16 protein-coding genes are annotated in these 18,111 nt (G+C 36.4%); 12 read left to right on the plus strand and 4 right to left on the minus strand.

Annotated features, from left to right (window positions below):
- Nucleotides 1-8 precede the first annotated feature (8 nt).
- Complete coding sequence (locus tag BUC21_RS00050; RefSeq protein ID WP_073398449.1) at nucleotides 9-1,562, plus strand: carboxypeptidase-like regulatory domain-containing protein; 1,554 nt, start codon at nucleotides 9-11, stop codon at nucleotides 1,560-1,562.
- Here BUC21_RS00050 and ispE read toward each other — a convergent pair.
- Nucleotides 1,557-2,378, minus strand: a complete 822-nt coding sequence (gene ispE / locus BUC21_RS00055) for a 4-(cytidine 5'-diphospho)-2-C-methyl-D-erythritol kinase (RefSeq protein WP_073398450.1) — start codon at nucleotides 2,376-2,378, stop codon at nucleotides 1,557-1,559. The two genes, BUC21_RS00050 and ispE, sit on opposite strands and share 6 nt — an antisense overlap.
- Nucleotides 2,379-2,580: 202 nt before the next feature.
- Here ispE and dnaB point away from each other — a divergent pair, with 202 nt between their 5' ends.
- The 4 genes from dnaB to BUC21_RS00075 all read left to right on the plus strand — a co-directional run bounded on the left by dnaB (nucleotide 2,581) and on the right by BUC21_RS00075 (nucleotide 7,685).
- Nucleotides 2,581-4,131 (plus strand): replicative DNA helicase, encoded by a 1,551-nt coding sequence (dnaB, locus tag BUC21_RS00060; RefSeq protein WP_073398452.1) that lies wholly within the window; start codon nucleotides 2,581-2,583, stop codon nucleotides 4,129-4,131.
- 86 nt (nucleotides 4,132-4,217) lie between these two features.
- Complete coding sequence (pheT, locus tag BUC21_RS00065) at nucleotides 4,218-6,677, plus strand: phenylalanine--tRNA ligase subunit beta (RefSeq protein ID WP_073398454.1); 2,460 nt, start codon at nucleotides 4,218-4,220, stop codon at nucleotides 6,675-6,677.
- A gap of 30 nt (nucleotides 6,678-6,707) precedes the next feature.
- On the plus strand, nucleotides 6,708-7,436 hold the full coding sequence (locus BUC21_RS00070) for a YebC/PmpR family DNA-binding transcriptional regulator (RefSeq protein ID WP_073398456.1): 729 nt from the start codon (nucleotides 6,708-6,710) through the stop codon (nucleotides 7,434-7,436).
- Nucleotides 7,437-7,685, plus strand: a complete 249-nt coding sequence (locus BUC21_RS00075; RefSeq protein WP_073398458.1) for a TIGR03905 family TSCPD domain-containing protein — start codon at nucleotides 7,437-7,439, stop codon at nucleotides 7,683-7,685.
- A gap of 252 nt (nucleotides 7,686-7,937) precedes the next feature.
- Here BUC21_RS00075 and BUC21_RS00080 read toward each other — a convergent pair whose 3' ends face one another.
- Entirely contained in the window at nucleotides 7,938-8,330 is a 393-nt protein-coding gene (locus tag BUC21_RS00080; RefSeq protein ID WP_073398460.1) for a hypothetical protein, read from the minus strand.
- A 108-nt stretch (nucleotides 8,331-8,438) separates the two neighbouring features.
- On the opposite strand from BUC21_RS00080, the gene BUC21_RS00085 reads away from it, so the two are divergent.
- The 5 genes from BUC21_RS00085 (at nucleotide 8,439) to nhaA (ending at nucleotide 13,957) form a co-directional block, all read left to right on the plus strand.
- Nucleotides 8,439-9,707 (plus strand): Nramp family divalent metal transporter, encoded by a 1,269-nt coding sequence (locus BUC21_RS00085; protein ID WP_073398800.1) that lies wholly within the window; start codon nucleotides 8,439-8,441, stop codon nucleotides 9,705-9,707.
- 123 nt (nucleotides 9,708-9,830) lie between these two features.
- Nucleotides 9,831-10,298, plus strand: coding sequence for a C-GCAxxG-C-C family protein (locus BUC21_RS00090; RefSeq protein ID WP_073398801.1), 468 nt, complete (start codon nucleotides 9,831-9,833; stop codon nucleotides 10,296-10,298).
- Nucleotides 10,299-10,441: 143 nt separating this feature from the next.
- On the plus strand, nucleotides 10,442-10,642 hold the full coding sequence (locus BUC21_RS00095; RefSeq protein WP_073398461.1) for a winged helix-turn-helix domain-containing protein: 201 nt from the start codon (nucleotides 10,442-10,444) through the stop codon (nucleotides 10,640-10,642).
- A 120-nt stretch (nucleotides 10,643-10,762) separates the two neighbouring features.
- Nucleotides 10,763-12,544, plus strand: coding sequence for a translation elongation factor 4 (gene lepA / locus BUC21_RS00100; RefSeq protein WP_073398463.1), 1,782 nt, complete (start codon nucleotides 10,763-10,765; stop codon nucleotides 12,542-12,544).
- A 72-nt stretch (nucleotides 12,545-12,616) separates the two neighbouring features.
- Complete coding sequence (gene nhaA / locus BUC21_RS00105) at nucleotides 12,617-13,957, plus strand: Na+/H+ antiporter NhaA (RefSeq protein ID WP_073398465.1); 1,341 nt, start codon at nucleotides 12,617-12,619, stop codon at nucleotides 13,955-13,957.
- A 252-nt stretch (nucleotides 13,958-14,209) separates the two neighbouring features.
- On the opposite strand, the gene BUC21_RS00110 is transcribed toward nhaA, so the two are convergent.
- Entirely contained in the window at nucleotides 14,210-15,505 is a 1,296-nt protein-coding gene (locus BUC21_RS00110; protein WP_073398467.1) for a DNA recombination protein RmuC, read from the minus strand.
- Nucleotides 15,506-15,733: 228 nt separating this feature from the next.
- On the opposite strand from BUC21_RS00110, the gene BUC21_RS00115 reads away from it, so the two are divergent.
- Both BUC21_RS00115 and BUC21_RS00120 read left to right on the plus strand, forming a co-directional pair.
- Nucleotides 15,734-16,165, plus strand: a complete 432-nt coding sequence (locus tag BUC21_RS00115) for a hypothetical protein (protein ID WP_073398469.1) — start codon at nucleotides 15,734-15,736, stop codon at nucleotides 16,163-16,165.
- Nucleotides 16,166-16,171: 6 nt separating this feature from the next.
- Nucleotides 16,172-16,975: a Cof-type HAD-IIB family hydrolase gene (locus BUC21_RS00120; protein WP_073398471.1), complete on the plus strand. Its 804-nt coding sequence runs from the start codon at nucleotides 16,172-16,174 to the stop codon at nucleotides 16,973-16,975.
- 177 nt (nucleotides 16,976-17,152) lie between these two features.
- Here BUC21_RS00120 and BUC21_RS00125 read toward each other — a convergent pair whose 3' ends face one another.
- Nucleotides 17,153-18,100, minus strand: coding sequence for an RluA family pseudouridine synthase (locus BUC21_RS00125; RefSeq protein WP_073398472.1), 948 nt, complete (start codon nucleotides 18,098-18,100; stop codon nucleotides 17,153-17,155).
- Nucleotides 18,101-18,111 lie beyond the last annotated feature (11 nt).

The raw sequence follows: 18,111 nt of genomic DNA on the forward strand, positions 1-18,111 counted from the left end.
GCAATTCAATGAAACGCTTGTGCTTCTTTTTTATATTTGCATGTGTCGTCCTTCATACTCTGTGGTCAGGGAATGGAGGCGATCCTTTAAGTGGACGTATACAGATTGAAAAGAAAAAGAACACTATTTATGAGTTGTTGAATTATATTGGAGATGTTTCCGGTTACTATTTTATTTACGATAGTAAGATTATTGATAACGAAAAAAAATCTCAGACAAAATCTGGCACATATTCAATTCGTGAAGCTATTTTCCAGGTGCTTAAAAGTGAAAACTATACTTTAAGAGCTGTTGACAGATACATATTAATTAACGATAAAAACTCTCCGGCACCTCAGCCTGTACATCATTCGGCTGTATCAAAGACAAAAGATAGTATATCTTATAAGAATATATCCGGGGTTGTCCTGGAAAAATTGTCATCAGAACCTATAGCTTACTGCTCTGTAAGTCTGGAAGGTACAGCCATTGGCACAATAACAAATAGCAATGGAAAGTTTTTATTGAGAGTACCCGATTCTTTAAATGTAGAAAAGCTGCATGTCTCTCATATTGGATATGAATCACAAAGAATACCATTAACTATTTTAGAAAATGGTTCTTCGAACATATATTTATCTCAGCGCATTATTCCTCTTCAGGAGGTAATCTTTCGTTTAGTAAATCCGCGTAAAATTGTAAAAGAAGCCTTAGATGCCCGCGATCATCTTTATCTGGATAAACCATCTTATTTTACCTCATTCTACAGAGAGGGAATTGAACGTAAGAAAGATCTATTAAAGCTTACGGAGGCCATTTTTAAAGTGTATAAACAAAGTTATACCCATTCAACTGCTGATCAAGTCAAGCTCTTAAAGATGCGTAAGATTACAAATAATGCGGTAAAAGACTCGTTGGTACTGAAAATGAAAGCCGGAGTTGAAGCCTCTTTAATGCTTGATTTAATGAAGAACATCCCCGATTATCTTGAAATTAATGATAAGAATATCTATGATTATACCAAGATCGATATGACGGAAATAGATTCGCGTATGGCACATGTTATTTCTTTTGAGCAAAGAAAGGGTATTACGGAACCATATTTGAGGGGGAAATTATATATTGATGCAGAAAATTCAGCCTTACTTAGCGCAGAGTTGGAAGTCCATCCGTCCTATATTGAAAAGGCAGAAGAATTGTTTGTTGAAAAGCGTGGTAAGAATGTAAAAATTCACCCTCAGCAAATAGTATATTCCGTATCTTATAAAGAATTAAACGGCAAATATTACATGAATCACGTAAGAGGTGATTTATATTTTAAGATGAAAGGCAAAGGACAATTTTTCTTCAATCCGATGCATATATTCTTTGAAATGGTAACGTGCAAGGTTGATACGAATAGTGTAATTCCATTCCCGCGCGAAGAAAGATTGCCTGTTAAGAAGATATTTTCCGAGGAAAACTTTAGCTATGATAATAATTTCTGGGGAGATTTTAATGTAATCCTCCCCGAAGAAAATATCAACAAAAATCTTTCTCGTATAACTTCCAAGATTGAGGAATCTGAGAGCAAAGCTTTATAATTCTCCTTGCCAGATAAAATAATCCTGGAATATAAGTTCAGGGTTCTCTACCGGAGCTTTAAATAAACCGTATAATGAAGAACCTGAACCAGACATAGAAGCGTATATTGCTCCAGCTTCGTATAGTTTCTCTTTTGCTTTTCCTATTTCCGGATATTGAGCAAATACACTTTTCTCGAAGTCGTTTATTAAGTTGTCTTTCCACTCTTCGACAGGAGATTGAATAATCTCTTTAATACTTTTTTCAGGAAAGGCTGGTTTGATTAGTGAAAAAGCATCGCGGGTAGAAACAAAAATCTCTGGTTTAATAATTAATATATATAATCCTTTTAATGAGATATTTATTTCTAAAAAAACATTTCCGGTACCTGTTGCAAACGTGGGTTTGTTTTTAATAAAAAAGGGGCAGTCGGCTCCTAATTTTGCTGCAAATACTTCAAGCTCATCATCTGATAAATTTAAAGAGAATTTGTCGTTCAGAAGCTTTAGCATAAAGGCACCGTCTGATGATCCTCCTCCCATACCAGCTCCAGATGGAATGTTCTTTTGAAGAAAAATTGAAATTGCCGGAAGGTTAAACCTTTCTTTCAGTAAATAGTAGGCTTTCACTACTAAATTATCTTCAGGATTACCGGCTATTGAAGTGCCAAATACCTGCAGATTAAACTCTTTATCGGAATCATTAAGAGGCACAACTTCTAATGCATCTTCTATATGAACAGGATAAAAAACTGTTTCTAAATTGTGGTAACCATCAGGACGTTTTTCTGTGATGTTAAGTCCCAGGTTTATTTTGGCATTTGGAAATACAATCATTCTTTTATTTTTTATATGCAAAAGTATATGAAAATAATAAGATTCCTATACATTTTGTAGAAAATATGAGATTATATGCAGCTCCTTGTGCTATCTCTTAACCTATTGTATTATATATAAAATACTGTATAAAAACCTTTGAATATTTCCAGCTCTTCATTAAAAACTATATCTTTGTCATCCCAAATATGTCAAAATAGATATGGAACAAAAAAGAAATACGCGAAGTACTAAATCTAAGATACAGCCTATAGCTGATTACGGCCGTCTGCAACCGCAGGCTCGTGAATTTGAAGAAGCTGTATTAGGAGCGTTAATGCTTGAAAAAGACGCTTATCCTCAGGTTAGTGAAATTCTTCGCCCCGAATCATTTTATGATCGGCATCATCAAATGATTTATGCTGCAATTACAGATTTAGCCGTCCGTCAGGAACCTATCGATATCTTAACTGTTACCGAACAACTTAAAAAGAGGGGAGAACTTGAAGAAGTTGGAGGTCCATTCTATATAACAAAATTAAGTAGTCAGGTTGCTTCTTCTGCTCACATTGAGTATCATGCGCGAATTATTGCTCAGAAGTATCTTGCTCGTGAATTGATATCTTTTACAAGTGAAATTCAATCAAAATCTTTCGATGAAACACTCGATGTAGACGATTTGATGCAGGAAGCTGAAGGTAAATTGTTCGAGATTTCTCAACGGAACCTAAAAAAGGATTATACACAGATTAATCCTGTAATTTCTGAAGCTTATGAATTATTGCAGAAAGCAGCTGCGAGAACCGATGGTTTAAGTGGTTTGGAAAGTGGCTTCCGAGGATTGGATAAAATGACTTCCGGTTGGCAAAACTCTGACTTGGTAATCATTGCAGCTCGTCCGGCGATGGGTAAAACTGCATTTGTATTGTCAATGGCTAGAAATATAGCTGTTAATTTTAAAAATCCGGTAGCGCTGTTCTCTCTTGAAATGAGTAACGTTCAGTTAGTGAACCGTCTTATAGTGAATGTTTGTGAGATTCCCGGTGAAAAAATTAAAAGTGGTCAGCTTGCTCCTTATGAATGGCAGCAGTTGGACTATAAACTAAAAGATTTGATTGATGCTCCTTTGTATGTAGATGATACACCATCTCTTTCAGTTTTTGAATTAAGAACAAAAGCCCGAAGATTGGTTCGTGAACATGGTGTGAGATTATTAATAATTGACTACCTTCAGTTGATGAATGCAAGTGGAATGACTTTTGGTAGCCGTCAGGAAGAGGTAAGTACCATTTCCCGATCATTAAAGGGATTGGCGAAAGAATTAAATATTCCAATAATTGCCCTGTCACAGTTAAATCGTGGTGTTGAGAATCGTGAAGGTGTTGATGGTAAGCGTCCACAGTTGGCCGATCTTCGTGAATCTGGTGCCATTGAGCAGGATGCCGATATGGTTTGCTTTATTCACCGTCCGGAATATTATAAAATCTATACAGACGAAAAAGGAAACGACTTGCGTGGTATGGCCGAGATTATTATTGCAAAACATCGTAATGGTGCAACCGGCGATGTACTTCTTCGATTTAAGGGTGAGTTTGCCAAATTCCAGAATCCGGATGATGATACAATTATTCCTTTACCGGGTGAGAGTGGAGTTCTTGGATCGAAAATGAATAAACAACCTCAAGGTTCGGTGCCTCCACCTCCTGAAGAATATCCTTCTCAGGTATCAAATCCATTTGGAAGTTATGGGAATGACGGTCCGTTGCCGTTCTAACTCTTTTTTCTGATATATAACCATACAAAATAAAAAAACTTATTACCTTTGCGAGTCAATTCTGCAAATAATAAAAAATTAACGATATGAATATCTCTTATAATTGGCTGAAAGAGTATGTCAATTTTGATTTAACGCCCGATGAAGTTGCTGCGGCACTTACTTCAATTGGTCTGGAAACTGGTGGGGTAGAAGAAGTACAAACCATTAAAGGTGGTTTGGAAGGTTTGGTAATTGGTGAAGTACTTACATGTGTAGAACACCCTAATTCCGACCATTTACATATTACCACTGTTAATTTAGGAAATGGAGAACCAACTCAGATTGTTTGTGGAGCACCTAACGTTGCAGCTGGCCAGAAAGTGGTTGTTGCTACATTAGGAGCAAAGCTTTACGACGGTGATGAGTGTTTTACTATAAAGAAATCAAAAATCCGTGGTGTTGAATCTACTGGCATGATTTGTGCAGAAGATGAGATAGGGATTGGTACTGATCATGCAGGTATTATTGTTCTTCCGGCAGATGCAGTTCCTGGAACATTAGCTAAGGATTATTATAACGTAAAGAGTGATTATGTACTTGAAGTAGATATTACTCCAAACCGTGCAGATGCTTGTTCTCATTTCGGAGTAGCACGCGATATATATGCTTACTTAATCCAGAATGGATACAAGGCTGAACTTAAGAAACCATCTGTAGATGCATTTAAAGTAGACAATCACGATCTTGATATTGATGTAGTTGTTGAAAACAATGAAGCATGTCCTCGTTATGCCGGAGTTTCTATTAAAGGCATTACTGTAAAGGAAAGTCCTGAATGGATGCAGAATATATTAAGAACTATAGGCGTTCGTCCAATCAATAATATTGTAGACATAACAAATTATATTGTTCACGAATTAGGTCAGCCACTTCACTGCTTTGATGCAGATGTAGTAGGCAAAAAGGTTATTGTTAAAACATTGCCCGAAGGAACTCCTTTCACAACACTTGATGGCGTGGAAAGAAAACTTAGCGATCGCGATCTTATGATCTGCAATGAAAACGGTCCGATGTGTATTGCCGGTGTATTTGGTGGATTGGATTCAGGTGTAACCGATAAAACTGTAAATGTATTCCTTGAAAGTGCATACTTCCATCCTACATGGATACGTAAATCAGCTCGTCGTCATGGCTTGAATACTGATGCTTCTTTCCGTTTTGAGAGAGGTATTGACCCATTGTATACTGATTATGTATTGAAGCATGCAGCTCTGTTAGTTCAGGAATTGGCAGGTGGTACTGTTTCTTCTGAAATAAAAGATGTATATCCAGTTCCTTTCAGTAAATTCAATGTAGATATTACATATAAAAAGATTAATACCCTCATTGGTAAAGATATTCCGGTTGAGACAGTAAAAAGTATCGTTGGAAGTCTGGAAATGGAAATCACAAATGAAACAGCTGAGGGCTTGTCTCTTGCTGTTCCTCCATATCGTGTAGATGTAACTCGCGACGTAGATGTTATTGAAGATATTCTTCGCATTTACGGATATAATAACGTAGAAATACCTTCTACACTGAAATCAAGTTTAACTACTAAAGGTGAAGCTGATAAATCATATAAGCTTCAGAGCCTTATTTCAGAACAATTGGTTGGTTGCGGATTCAATGAAATATTAAACAACTCATTAACAAAAGCTGCTTATTACGAAGAATTGGAATCATTCCCGGCTAAAAATCTGGTAATGTTGATGAATCCATTGAGTAATGATCTTAACTGTATGCGTCAGACATTATTGTTTGGTGGTTTGGAAAGTATTACTCATAATGCAAATCGTAAAAATGCCGATCTTAAATTCTTCGAATTTGGTAACTGCTACTATTTCAATGAAGAAAAGAAGAATCCTGAGAAGGTTCTTGCGGCATATAATGAAGATTATCATTTAGGTTTATGGGTAAGCGGTAAGAATGTAGCAAACTCATGGGCACATGCTGACGAACAAAGTTCTGTTTATGAGCTTAAAGCTTATGTAGAGAATGTATTCCTACGTTTAGGTATCGATATGCGTAATCTGGTTGTTGGTAATCTTACAGACGATCTTTTCTCTGCAGCATTGTCAGTTAATACCAAAGGTGGCAAACGTTTGGCTGTGTTTGGTGTGATTACAAAGAAGCAGTTAAAGGCATTCGATATTGATAATGAAGTTTATTATGCAGACTTGAACTGGAACGAGCTGATGAAAGCTATTAAGTCTGTTAAGGTATCCTACAAAGAAATTTGTAAATTCCCGGCAGTGAAGAGAGATCTTGCATTACTTCTTGACAAACAGGTTCAGTTTGCTGAGATTGAAAAGATTGCTTTTGAATCTGAACGTAAATTGCTTAAGGAAGTTTCTTTGTTTGATGTTTACGAAGGAAAGAATCTTGAGGCAGGCAAGAAATCATATGCAGTAAGCTTTATGCTTCAGGATGAGAATCAAACGTTGAATGATAAGCAGATTGATAAGATTATGAGCAAACTTATTGCTAATCTTGAAAGCAAGCTGGGAGCAAAACTCAGATAATTATATAAACTAAAATAATATAAAATAAAGATGGGAAGAGCGTTCGAATACAGAAAAGCCACCAAAATGAAGAGATGGGGTAATATGGCTCGTACATTTACGAGAATTGGCAAACAAATCGCTATAGCAGTAAAGGCTGGCGGTCCAGATGCTGAGAATAACCCACATTTACGTTCTTGCGTAGCTAACGCGAAGGCAGCCAACATGCCAAAAGAAAATGTTGAAAGAGCAATAAAGAGAGCTATCTCTAAAGATACCGAAGATTACAAGGAAATGGTATACGAAGGATATGGTCCACATGGTATTGCTATTCTTGTAGAAACAGCTACAGATAATACAACTCGTACAGTGGCTAATGTTCGTAGTATATTTAATAAGAATGGCGGTTCTTTAGGTACATCAGGAAGCTTGGATTTTATGTTTACCCGTAAGTCTATGTTTACTGTAGCTCCAAAAGAAGGCGTTTCTTTGGAAGATCTTGAACTTGAATTGATTGATTACGGTGTAGACGAGCTTGATGCAGATGAAGAAGGTATCACTTTATACGGAGAATTCCAATCATTCAATGCTATTCAGAAGTATCTTGAAGAAAATGGCTTTGAAATTATCAGTTCAGAGTTTACTCGTATCCCTACAGATTTGAAAGACGTTACTCCAGAACAAAGAGCTTCTATTGATAAACTGGTTGATAAAATGGAAGACGATGAAGATGTTCAGAACGTCTATACAAATATGAAACCAGAAGAAGAGGCTGAGTAAATGAAGTTTGTATATAAAACATCCGGAACTTGTAGTACTTATATATCAGTAGATGTTGAAGACGGCATTATTAAGGATGTTGTTTTCCAGGGTGGATGTAACGGAAACCTAAAAGGTATCTGTCAACTGGTAAAAGGTCAGCTTGTGAAAGAGGTTATCTCTAAATTGGAAGGTATATCCTGTGGAGGTCGACCGACTTCTTGTCCGGATCAACTTTGCAAAGCTTTACGTCAGGTTCCGTCTGTCTGATGTACTTATTTAATTAATGAAAATAAGAGTGCGGCACTATTCCGAATTTGATTAGTGAAAATTGCGGATTACAACTAGCTAACTCCTTTCAATAATAAAAAAAGAGCCATTCTTTATCTTTAGTAGGTATAGAATGGCTCTTCTGTTATATTACAGAATGGTTTTAGATATGCCTTCTATTATAATTGTACTTTGATAGATAGCCCTAATAAGGCTTCATAATATAATTGTCTACTTTAAAAATAGATACTACTATTTATACATGTTTGCATCAATTGAAACCCTGAAAAGCTCTTTTTTTGTACTTTCCGAGAAATAAATATATTCAATTGTAGTTTTAAAGTCTTTGTATTCCTTTAAATCCAGGGAATTTCTTACAGCATCTATCATAGAATCTTTCATATATTGCTTTTTCTTTTGAATAGAATCGGGTGAATCAATTCTACCGGATAAAGTATAATAGTTGCTGTTAGTATTTGTTTTTGGATTATATATCATGCTGTCAATTCTAATTCCTTCACCAATTGTTACAGGGCATTTGGCAGTATATTCTTTGGCGAGTTTTTCAAAGGTCTTTTCTCTTGGCTCCTGACAGGAATTAAAAATAAGCAGCAGGCCAGTTGTAATTAATGCTAGTTTTTTCATCTTTAGTTGAATTTTGATCTACTAAGATAAGCCATAATTATGAACAGAACAAGAACAACACATATTTTTAATCATTATCTTTGTCATAACATAAAATAATACATGCTTATGATTAATTTTTTAAAAGATCTGAAACGTAAAGATCATAAACGCTATTTAGGTGGTCTTGACATTTTAAAATATATTGGTCCCGGATTATTGGTAACAGTCGGATTTATTGACCCAGGGAACTGGGCTTCTAATTTTGCTGCCGGGTCTGGGTTTGGATATTCGTTGTTGTGGGTAGTAACTCTTTCAACGATAATGTTGATTGTCCTTCAGCATAATGTGGCTCACTTGGGAATTGTTACAGGCCTTTGCCTTTCGGAGGCAGCTACTCAGTATACACCAAAATGGATTTCGCGTCCCATTCTGGGGACTGCTGTTATGGCTTCTGTTTCTACTTCCTTGGCTGAAATTCTGGGTGGAGCAATCGCATTGCAAATGCTGCTTGATGTTCCAATAATATGGGGCTCAATTCTGGTTACTGCGTTTGTGTTTATAATGCTGCTCACTAATTCATACAAGAAGATTGAACGTTCCATTATTGCTTTTGTTTCGGTTATCGGACTTTCTTTTATCTATGAGCTTCTACTTGTAGAGATTGACTGGCCAACAGCCGCGAAAGGATGGGTGGTACCGAGTTTCCCTCAGGGTAGTGTTCTTATTGTGATGAGTGTGTTAGGGGCTGTAGTAATGCCTCATAACCTTTATTTGCATTCAGAAGTGATTCAGAGTCATGAATACAATAAACAGGATGATGCCTCAATCAGGAAAGTCTTGAAGTACGAGCTTTACGATACACTGTTCTCAATGATTGCAGGATGGGCCATAAATAGTGCTATGATACTTCTTGCTGCTGCAACATTTTTTAAAACCAAAACAGAAGTTACAGAACTTCAACAAGCAAAATCGTTATTAGAGCCGCTGTTAGGAAGTAATGCTGCTATAATTTTTGCTTTGGCATTGCTTATGGCAGGTGTTTCCTCAACCATCACAAGCGGAATGGCTGCCGGTTCCATCTTTGCAGGTATTTTCGGAGAATCTTACCACATAAAGGATAGTCACTCTCGTTTGGGGGTTATTATTTCTCTGGGTGTGGCATTTTTACTGATCTGCTTTATTTCAAACCCATTCAAAGGATTGATTATTTCGCAGATGGTATTGAGCCTTCAACTTCCTTTTACGGTCTTTTTGCAGGTGAGTCTTACTTCATCAAAAAAGGTAATGGGTAAATATGCTAATGGAAGGTGGAACACGTTTGTGCTTTATTTTATTGCGGCAACGGTGTCTGCTTTGAATGTATGGCTCCTGATTTCTACAATAATTGGTTATTAGTTTATAATATCTTGTACAAAAGAATTAATTCTTCTGTACAGAACAATTAATTCTTTTGTACAGAAGAAAACAATCTTTTGTACAAGAGAATATAATAATATATAGTAACACTTTAAAAATATGATGGAAGATAGAGTAAAGAGAGCAGTAGAGCTCTTTAAAAGCGGATATAATTGTTCTCAATCTGTGGTAGCAGCCTTTGCCGATTTATATGGATTTACCGAAGAACAGGCTTTGAAAATGGCTTCTTCTTTTGGTGGAGGAATAGGGCGAATGAGAGAAACCTGCGGAGCTGCCTGTGGAATATTTCTGCTGGCCGGACTCCAAACCGGAACCACTGATCCTAAGGATAAAGAAGGGAAAGCTGCTAATTATAAATTGGTACAGGATTTGGCGGCTATATTCAAGAATCGTATGGGTTCTATAAACTGTGGTGAGTTATTGGGGCTGAAGAAATGTGATCCAATAGAGTCTACTCCAGAGGAACGAACTGCACAATATTATGCTAAACGCCCATGCGTAAAAATAGTTGAGGAAGCAGCAAGGATATGGGCAGAATATCTTGAAACTCAAAAAAAGGTAAGCTATTAGGCTAAAAATGTTACATTTTTATTAAAAATATTCTATTTAAAGTGCTATATAACATAAAAATGTATATATTTGTGCACTAAATAAATCACACTAAAGGATGATTTGTTTGAGTAAATATATGTTTAACTAAAAGTATTTTCAAAATGTTGAAAGAAAAAGCAGGAATTATTGCAGGACAAATTTGGAATGCATTGAACGGCACTGAAGGTTTAACAGTAAAACAAATTAAGAAGGCAACTAAGTTAGTAGACAAAGATCTTTATTTAGGTTTCGGATGGTTACTAAGAGAAGATAAAGTTTCTATTAAAGAAATTGAAAACGATCTATTTGTTGCTTTGAAGTAAGAAAGTTAATAGCTGAATTATAAAAAATGCGCTGGCACGTTTTAATATGTTGCCAGCGCATTTTTTTATTTTCCCTCATTTGTATATCTTTGCACATTATATTAATGATAAAACAAACTGATGAAGAATATACGTAACTTTTGCATTATTGCACATATTGACCATGGTAAATCCACTTTGGCTGACAGACTGCTTGAATATACAAAGACAATTCAGGTTACAGGCGGCCAGATGCTTGATGATATGGACCTGGAAAAGGAAAGGGGAATTACCATTAAAAGTCACGCTATACAGATGGAATATTTGTATAAAGGCGAAAAATATATTCTTAACCTGATTGATACTCCGGGACACGTGGACTTTTCTTACGAAGTTTCCCGCTCAATTGCGGCTTGTGAAGGAGCTTTGCTTATTGTAGATGCTTCTCAGGGAGTGCAGGCACAGACTATTTCCAATCTTTATATGGCTATTGATCATAATCTGGAAATTATCCCGGTGATCAATAAATGCGATATGGCTAGTGCCATGCCGGAGGAAGTAGAAGATGAAATCGTTGAATTACTTGGAGTGGACAGATCTTCCATTATTCGTGCATCAGGAAAGACTGGTATGGGCGTGGAAGAAATTCTGGAAGCTATCATAGAACGTGTTCCTTGCCCGGTTGGTGATGAAGAGGCGCCGCTGCAAGCACTTATTTTTGACTCTGTATTTAATTCTTTCCGAGGTATCATCGCTTACTTCAAGATTACCAATGGAGTAATCCGCGCAGGTGATAAGGTAAAATTCTTTAATACAGGAAAAGAATATGCAGCAGATGAGATTGGTGTGTTGAAGATGGATATGATTCCTAGAAAAGAGCTTCGTACAGGAGACGTGGGGTATATTATTTCCGGTATCAAAACTTCAAAAGAAGTGAAGGTGGGAGATACTATCACTCACATTGCCCGCCCATGTGCTAAGGCTATTTCTGGATTCGAAGAAGTTAAACCAATGGTCTTCGCGGGAGTTTATCCTATCGAAGCTGAAGACTTTGAAGACCTTCGTGCTTCTTTGGAGAAATTACAGTTGAATGATGCTTCTCTTACATTCCAGCCAGAGAGTTCATTGGCGTTAGGTTTTGGATTCCGTTGCGGATTCCTTGGATTGCTTCACATGGAGATTGTTCAGGAACGCTTGGATCGTGAGTTTGATATGAATGTAATCACTACAGTTCCAAACGTATCTTACCAGATTTACGATAAGCAAGGTGTTATGACCGAGGTTCACAATCCCGGTGGAATGCCCGATCCTACATTGATTGATCACATTGACGAACCATATATTAAAGCTTCGGTTATTACCAAGACCGATTATATTGGCCCTATCATGACTCTTTGTCTGGGTAAACGTGGTGAGCTGACTAAACAGGAATATATCTCTGGTAATCGTATGGAGATTCATTATGATATGCCGTTGGGTGAAATTGTGATCGACTTCTACGATAAGCTGAAAAGTATATCAAAAGGTTATGCATCGTTCGATTATCATCAATCGGGCTTCCGTCCTTCCAAATTGATTAAATTGGATATCCTGCTTAACGGTGAACCTGTGGATGCTCTTTCTACTCTTACACATGTGGACAATGCCTACGATTTGGGTAAACGAATGTGTGAGAAATTAAAAGAACTGATACCTAGACAGCAATTTGATATAGCAATTCAGGCAGCAATCGGTGCTAAGATTATCTCTCGTGAAACGATAAAGGCGGTTCGAAAAGATGTAACTGCCAAGTGTTACGGTGGTGATATCAGTAGAAAGCGTAAATTGCTTGAAAAGCAGAAGAAGGGAAAGAAGAGAATGAAGCAGATAGGAAATGTGGAAGTTCCTCAGAAAGCTTTCCTTGCTGTATTGAAACTAGATTAAATTTGGAGCTTTTGTTTCACCTCTTAAAAGATGAAATAAAAGCTCTGATCACTTTATAAAAATTGTAATATCATGATTAAACCGCTTGCATACTCTTTTAATAGCTTTATAAAGCATCATGTAAACGGTGGAATAGTGCTCATGGTTGTAGCTGTTCTAGCTATGATTGTGGCCAACTCACCATGGAGTGATACTTATCTTTCTATTCTAGATTATCCCGTATCTTTGCAGATTGGCAGTTTTAATCTCTTCAGTCACAACGGAGAGCCAATGTCAATATCTACATTCATTAATGATGCGTTAATGGCAATCTTTTTCTTTTCTGTGGGATTGGAAATTAAGCGCGAAACATTGGTTGGTGAACTCTCAAACCTGCGTCAGGCTTTATTGCCTATTATTGCTGCATGCGGGGGTATGATTATTCCTGTAATTACATATTTCTGTATTGCTCCACAAGCTCCCGAAAGTAATGGTATAGCTATACCGATGGCAACTGATATTGCTTTCTCTTTGGGTGTTTTAGGATTGCTGGGTAAACGTGTACCTTTAAGTCTGAAGATATTTCTTACTACCTTCGCTGTTGCCGATGATATTGGTGGTATTATTGTTATTGCACTATTTTATGCTACACATCTTCAATTTGGATATTTACTTATAGCAGGTGCTATCCTTGCATTTATGCTTTGGGCAAACATTAAGCTTGAGGTTGTAAATAAAGGATTTTATGTTTTTCTGGGTATTGTAGTTTGGTACTTATTTCTTCAGTCAGGTATTCATAGTACGATAGCAGGGGTGCTGGTTGCATTTACGATTCCTTCCAGACCGCATATTAAAATAGGTAAGTATATTGAACGAATCCGCGAGAATATCCACTCGTTTCCTGTTTCCAATAATGATTCTATAATATTGGAACAAGATCAGCTAGAAAGACTTAAAAGTATAGAGTCTTCTTCCGATCACGTTATTTCACCTTTACAATCAATGGAAGATTCTCTGCAGGGGGCCGTAAACTACTTCATTATGCCTGTTTTTGCTTTTGCCAATGCCGGTGTTGTACTTGCTGGTGCAGAAGGAGATGTTCTTGGAAGTGTAACCTTTGCTGTTGCTTTAGGACTTGTTTTGGGTAAGTTCATAGGAATATTCTCATTTACATGGATGACCATTAAACTGAAGATATCTAAGATGCCTGAAGGTATGAATTGGAAGAATCTGGCTGGTGTATCTATGTTAGGAGGTGTTGGCTTTACTGTTGCACTGTTCATTGCCACTCTTTCTTTTGGAAATGCAGAATCTGTTTTATTGAACCAGGCAAAGCTAGGTATTATTGGAGGAACCGTAATTGCTGGATTGTTAGGTTATTTATATCTGCATAAGGTTCTCCCTAAAAAAGAGTATTCAGATGATAATGAATAAAAGCATTTATAAGCTTTACATTCAATAATAAAAAAAGGTCATTTAAGAAGCAATGAAGGCAGATAGCAGAGCGCTACTACCTACATATTCAATAATAAAAAAGGTCATTAAGTTTTTTCGAGCTTAATGACCTTTTTTCAATTATTGAGATTTTAATTATTCCGATTGATACTTTTAGAAGATTCTATTTTTCATCGCCGTCGATATCTACATATAGATACTTTGTGCTTAAAAACCTGTTGTTTGGGTTTATTATTCATCATCATCCATATCCACAAGAGGAAGAATCTTTTGTGACTCTTCGACTGGTAAAGCTTCAACCTGTTTTAAGCGTCTTTCAATAGCACGAGTACGTTTGCCCATAACTTCTTCAAGCTGATCTCCTGCAGTCTGAATATTCTTCTGAACCTTCTCCAGTAACCCGCCAAACTTGCTGAACTCTGTCTTTACAGCACCAAGAACACTCCACACTTCACCTGTTCTCTTTTGAATAGCCAGCGTGCGGAATCCCATCTGTAAGCTGTTAAGTATAGCCCCAAGCGTAGTTGGTCCGGTAACTACAATCTTGAAATCCTTTTGTAAGGTCTCTACTAATGATGTTCTGCGGATAACTTCTGCATAGATGCTTTCAAAAGGAAGAAACATAATGGCAAAGTCTGTTGTAAACGGAGGATCAATATACTTGTCATGAATATCTTTTGCCATTTTCTTAATGGTAATTTCAAGTTGTTTGGATGATGCTTCAATTAAAGCTGTATCGCCAGCCTCAAATGCATCATAGTATTGCTCGTACACATCTTTAGGGAACTTAGCATCAATAGGTAGATAAACAGTTGAATTTGCATCATCTTTCCCTGGAAGCTTGATAGCAAATTCAACAAATTCAGTACCGCTCTTCTTGGTCTTAACATTAGCATCGTATTGCTCGGGACTCATCATTTGTTCCAATAAAGCTCCTAATTGTACTTCTCCAAATGTTCCGCGCATCTTAACGTTGGTCAGTACCTTCTTTAATCCACCTACATCTTGAGCCAGAGATTTCATTTCGCCCAGACCTTTCTGAACGTTCTCAAGCTGGTTGCGGACAATCTCGAAAGACTGGCCAATACGTTCGTTCAGTGTCTTTTGAAGTTTTTCTTCTACAACCAAGCGCATCTCATCCAATCTTTTTTCAGTAGATTGTATAAGTGCTTCCTGAGTTTTACCCATAGCTTCAAACTTCTCTTTCTGAAGTTCGTTACCGGTCAACATATTCTTATGGAGCGCATCCTGCATCTGTTGAATTGACGTGTTTAGGGTAGTGGTTATTTCTGTACGGAATTCGCGTATAGATTTGCCTAGTTCGTCACGGTTTTCATGAGACTGTTCTCTTAAAACCGTCTCCAAACGAATATTTTGTTCTCTGATAATACTTTCCAAACGATTATTTTGTTCTTTGATAGAAACTTCTATCCGGTCGGTATCTTCTTTGCTTTTACCTTTGCTCAATAGTATTACAAGAATGAGGAGCAATAAAACAGTACAAACAATTAATAAAGTCAATTCCATATATCTAATATTAAGTTATCTTGCAAAGATACACTTTTTAAAGATTTCACCTTTTAAGAACAGTTTAAAAGATGTACCTTTGCACCCGATTTTCAAATTAGGACTTTCCCTATCTAACAATGGGGATTATCCTTGTTAAGAAGAATTTTCTTTATTCACTTTTGTTACACTATATTGAAATTTAAAAATAACAATGAAATATTAACTAGCCACAAAATTTAATGATGTATGAAAAAAGAAACTTATTTTAAGCTTTTACTTCTGATGGTAGTAACATTTGGCTTTACAGCTTGTACCATAAATGATGATGAGGTGGGATATAACACTACAGAAGATTTATGTTCAAAAACCTGGGTAGAGACATATGCAACTACCGATCATTACTATTGTACCCATAAAATAATTTTTGATTATGATGGGGATGCCCAAGAAGTTTATATCTATAATAATATGGATATAAATGGAAATCCATTGAGTACGGTTGCTAAAACTGAATCTTATAATTTAAGCTGGAGCTGGTATAATGAAAACCATGAATGTCTGGTATTGAATTATGGAAAAAATGTTGTTCTCTATTTCGATAACGTTTGGGTAAGAAACGATTATTTATCGGGAAAACTCGATGGAAGTTATGTAACTTTTATAAACGAAAATATTTAATCAGACATGTATAAGCTCTTAGTACTCGATCTTGACGGAACTCTGACTAATTCACAAAAGAAAATAACGCAAAAGACAAAAGAGGCTTTATTAAAAGCTCAGGAGAATGGAGTGAAAATTGTACTTGCTTCAGGCAGACCGACTTATGGTATTGTTCCTTTAGCGGACGAGTTGAATCTGGATGCACGCGGAGGTTATATTCTTTCTTATAATGGGGGAGAAATTATAGACTGGAAAACAAAAGATCTACTTCATGCAAGATTGCTTGACCCTCAGGTTATTCCTTATTTGTACGATTGTGCTAACAGAAATGATCTGGCAATTATTACGTATCAGGATGAGTATATTATAACTGAAAAGCCTGATGATATATATGTGCACAAGGAAGCTTTTCTTAATAAGATGAAAATTAAGAAGGTAGATAATTTTCTGTCGTTTGTTGATTTTCCGGTAGCAAAATGTTTAATAACCGGAGATCCTGAGCAATTAGTCATATTGGAAAAGGAAATGAATGAGCATCTAAAGGGCTCTATGGGCGTTTATCGTTCTGAACCTTTCTTTCTTGAATTAGTTCCAAACGGAATAGATAAAGCACAGTCACTAAGTATTTTATTGGATAAATTAGGCATGACTGCGAATGAAATGATTGCCTGCGGCGATGGCTTTAATGATTTGTCGATGATACGGTTTGCCGGACTAGGAGTGGCTATGGCTAATGCTCAGCTGGCAGTGAAAGAACAAGCTGATTTTATTACTCTTTCTAATGAAGAAGATGGAGTAGCCCATGTAATAGAACAATTCCTATTGTAATAATAATAAGAGGACTTTCTGTAAAAAGAAAGTCCTCTTTGTTTAACTGGTTAGGTTTTTGTAAAGTCTGGTTAGGCCTAAATATGAGTTTGAAGAATCTATGATAAATAAAAAGCATTGTTTAATTTAATAAACAATGCTTTAAATAAAAAGTTCAATCTAGAAACTAAATATTTATTATTTAGATTTTTCTTCTTTCTGAACAGGTGCTTGTTTGATAAAAAGCTTTTTGAACGAACTTGGATAAGGAGTCTCAAACTCTAGTAAATCACCTGTTACCGGATGATAAAAGCAAAGCTTAAAAGCGTGAAGCGCTAATCTTCCAAGAGGATTATTGCCATCTCCATATTTTACATCACCTAATACCGGATGATGTATATCCTGCATATGAACACGAATCTGATTTTTTCTTCCGGTTTCCAGTTCCAGCTCTACAAGCGAATAACCATTGGCACGCTTTATAGTCTTATAATGTGTAATGGCCTTATCTCCTCCATTATTACTCATGCTCGAATAGGTAACATATACCTTATTATCTTTCAACCATGAAGTAATTGTTCCGAAATCTTTTTCAATCTCTCCTGATAAAGCTGCTACGTAACGTCTATCTTTTACAATCTCATCCCAATAATCCTGCAAAGTGAACTTTGTTTTTTCATCTTTGGCAAAAACCATTAATCCGGAAGTGTCTTTATCCAGTCTGTGAACAATATAAACCCGATGTTGTTTTCCTGAACGTTGTACATATTCATTCAGAATAGAATGAGCTGTGCGTTCTTTCTGTTTGTCAGTACCAATAGAAAGAAGTCCTTCTCTTTTCTCTACTACAAGGATGTAAGGGTCTTCATAAACCAATTTTATTAAACTGCTGGTAAACTCCTTTTTATTTTTTTCTTTGCTTACAGTAACCTTCATCCCAGGCTGTAACTCAAAGTTGTACTGAGTAGTAATTTTATTATCAACCATCACCTGACGTTTTGATAATAAAGATTTTGCTGCAGTGCGACTTATGCCACTGAATTTAGTCATTAGGAACGCCATTAGCTCGCAGGGCTCATTTACTTTTAAAACATTCATGTTAGCCTTTGCGCGTTCTGCCGGCGTACTTCTTTTTCTTTTATTCATTTCGGGATTTT

This window comes from Bacteroides luti (genome assembly GCF_900128905.1).
GTDB classification, from domain to species: Bacteria; Bacteroidota; Bacteroidia; order Bacteroidales; family Bacteroidaceae; genus Bacteroides; species Bacteroides luti.

What these genes read in the sequence shown, in the direction of transcription:
- BUC21_RS00125 (WP_073398472.1), bottom strand. Translation starts at nt 18,100, where the DNA reads ATGAATAAAAGAAAAAGAAGTACGCCGGCAGAACGCGCAAAGGCTAAC.
- ispE (WP_073398450.1), bottom strand. Translation starts at nt 2,378, where the DNA reads ATGATTGTATTTCCAAATGCCAAAATAAACCTGGGACTTAACATCACA.
- BUC21_RS00080 (WP_073398460.1), bottom strand. Translation starts at nt 8,330, where the DNA reads ATGAAAAAACTAGCATTAATTACAACTGGCCTGCTGCTTATTTTTAAT.
- nhaA (WP_073398465.1), top strand. Translation starts at nt 12,617, where the DNA reads ATGATTAAACCGCTTGCATACTCTTTTAATAGCTTTATAAAGCATCAT.
- BUC21_RS00090 (WP_073398801.1), top strand. Translation starts at nt 9,831, where the DNA reads ATGGAAGATAGAGTAAAGAGAGCAGTAGAGCTCTTTAAAAGCGGATAT.
- BUC21_RS00070 (WP_073398456.1), top strand. Translation starts at nt 6,708, where the DNA reads ATGGGAAGAGCGTTCGAATACAGAAAAGCCACCAAAATGAAGAGATGG.
- BUC21_RS00075 (WP_073398458.1), top strand. Translation starts at nt 7,437, where the DNA reads ATGAAGTTTGTATATAAAACATCCGGAACTTGTAGTACTTATATATCA.
- BUC21_RS00085 (WP_073398800.1), top strand. Translation starts at nt 8,439, where the DNA reads ATGATTAATTTTTTAAAAGATCTGAAACGTAAAGATCATAAACGCTAT.
- BUC21_RS00115 (WP_073398469.1), top strand. Translation starts at nt 15,734, where the DNA reads ATGAAAAAAGAAACTTATTTTAAGCTTTTACTTCTGATGGTAGTAACA.
- pheT (WP_073398454.1), top strand. Translation starts at nt 4,218, where the DNA reads ATGAATATCTCTTATAATTGGCTGAAAGAGTATGTCAATTTTGATTTA.
- BUC21_RS00120 (WP_073398471.1), top strand. Translation starts at nt 16,172, where the DNA reads ATGTATAAGCTCTTAGTACTCGATCTTGACGGAACTCTGACTAATTCA.
- BUC21_RS00050 (WP_073398449.1), top strand. Translation starts at nt 9, where the DNA reads ATGAAACGCTTGTGCTTCTTTTTTATATTTGCATGTGTCGTCCTTCAT.
- dnaB (WP_073398452.1), top strand. Translation starts at nt 2,581, where the DNA reads ATGGAACAAAAAAGAAATACGCGAAGTACTAAATCTAAGATACAGCCT.
- lepA (WP_073398463.1), top strand. Translation starts at nt 10,763, where the DNA reads ATGAAGAATATACGTAACTTTTGCATTATTGCACATATTGACCATGGT.
- BUC21_RS00110 (WP_073398467.1), bottom strand. Translation starts at nt 15,505, where the DNA reads ATGGAATTGACTTTATTAATTGTTTGTACTGTTTTATTGCTCCTCATT.
- BUC21_RS00095 (WP_073398461.1), top strand. Translation starts at nt 10,442, where the DNA reads ATGTTGAAAGAAAAAGCAGGAATTATTGCAGGACAAATTTGGAATGCA.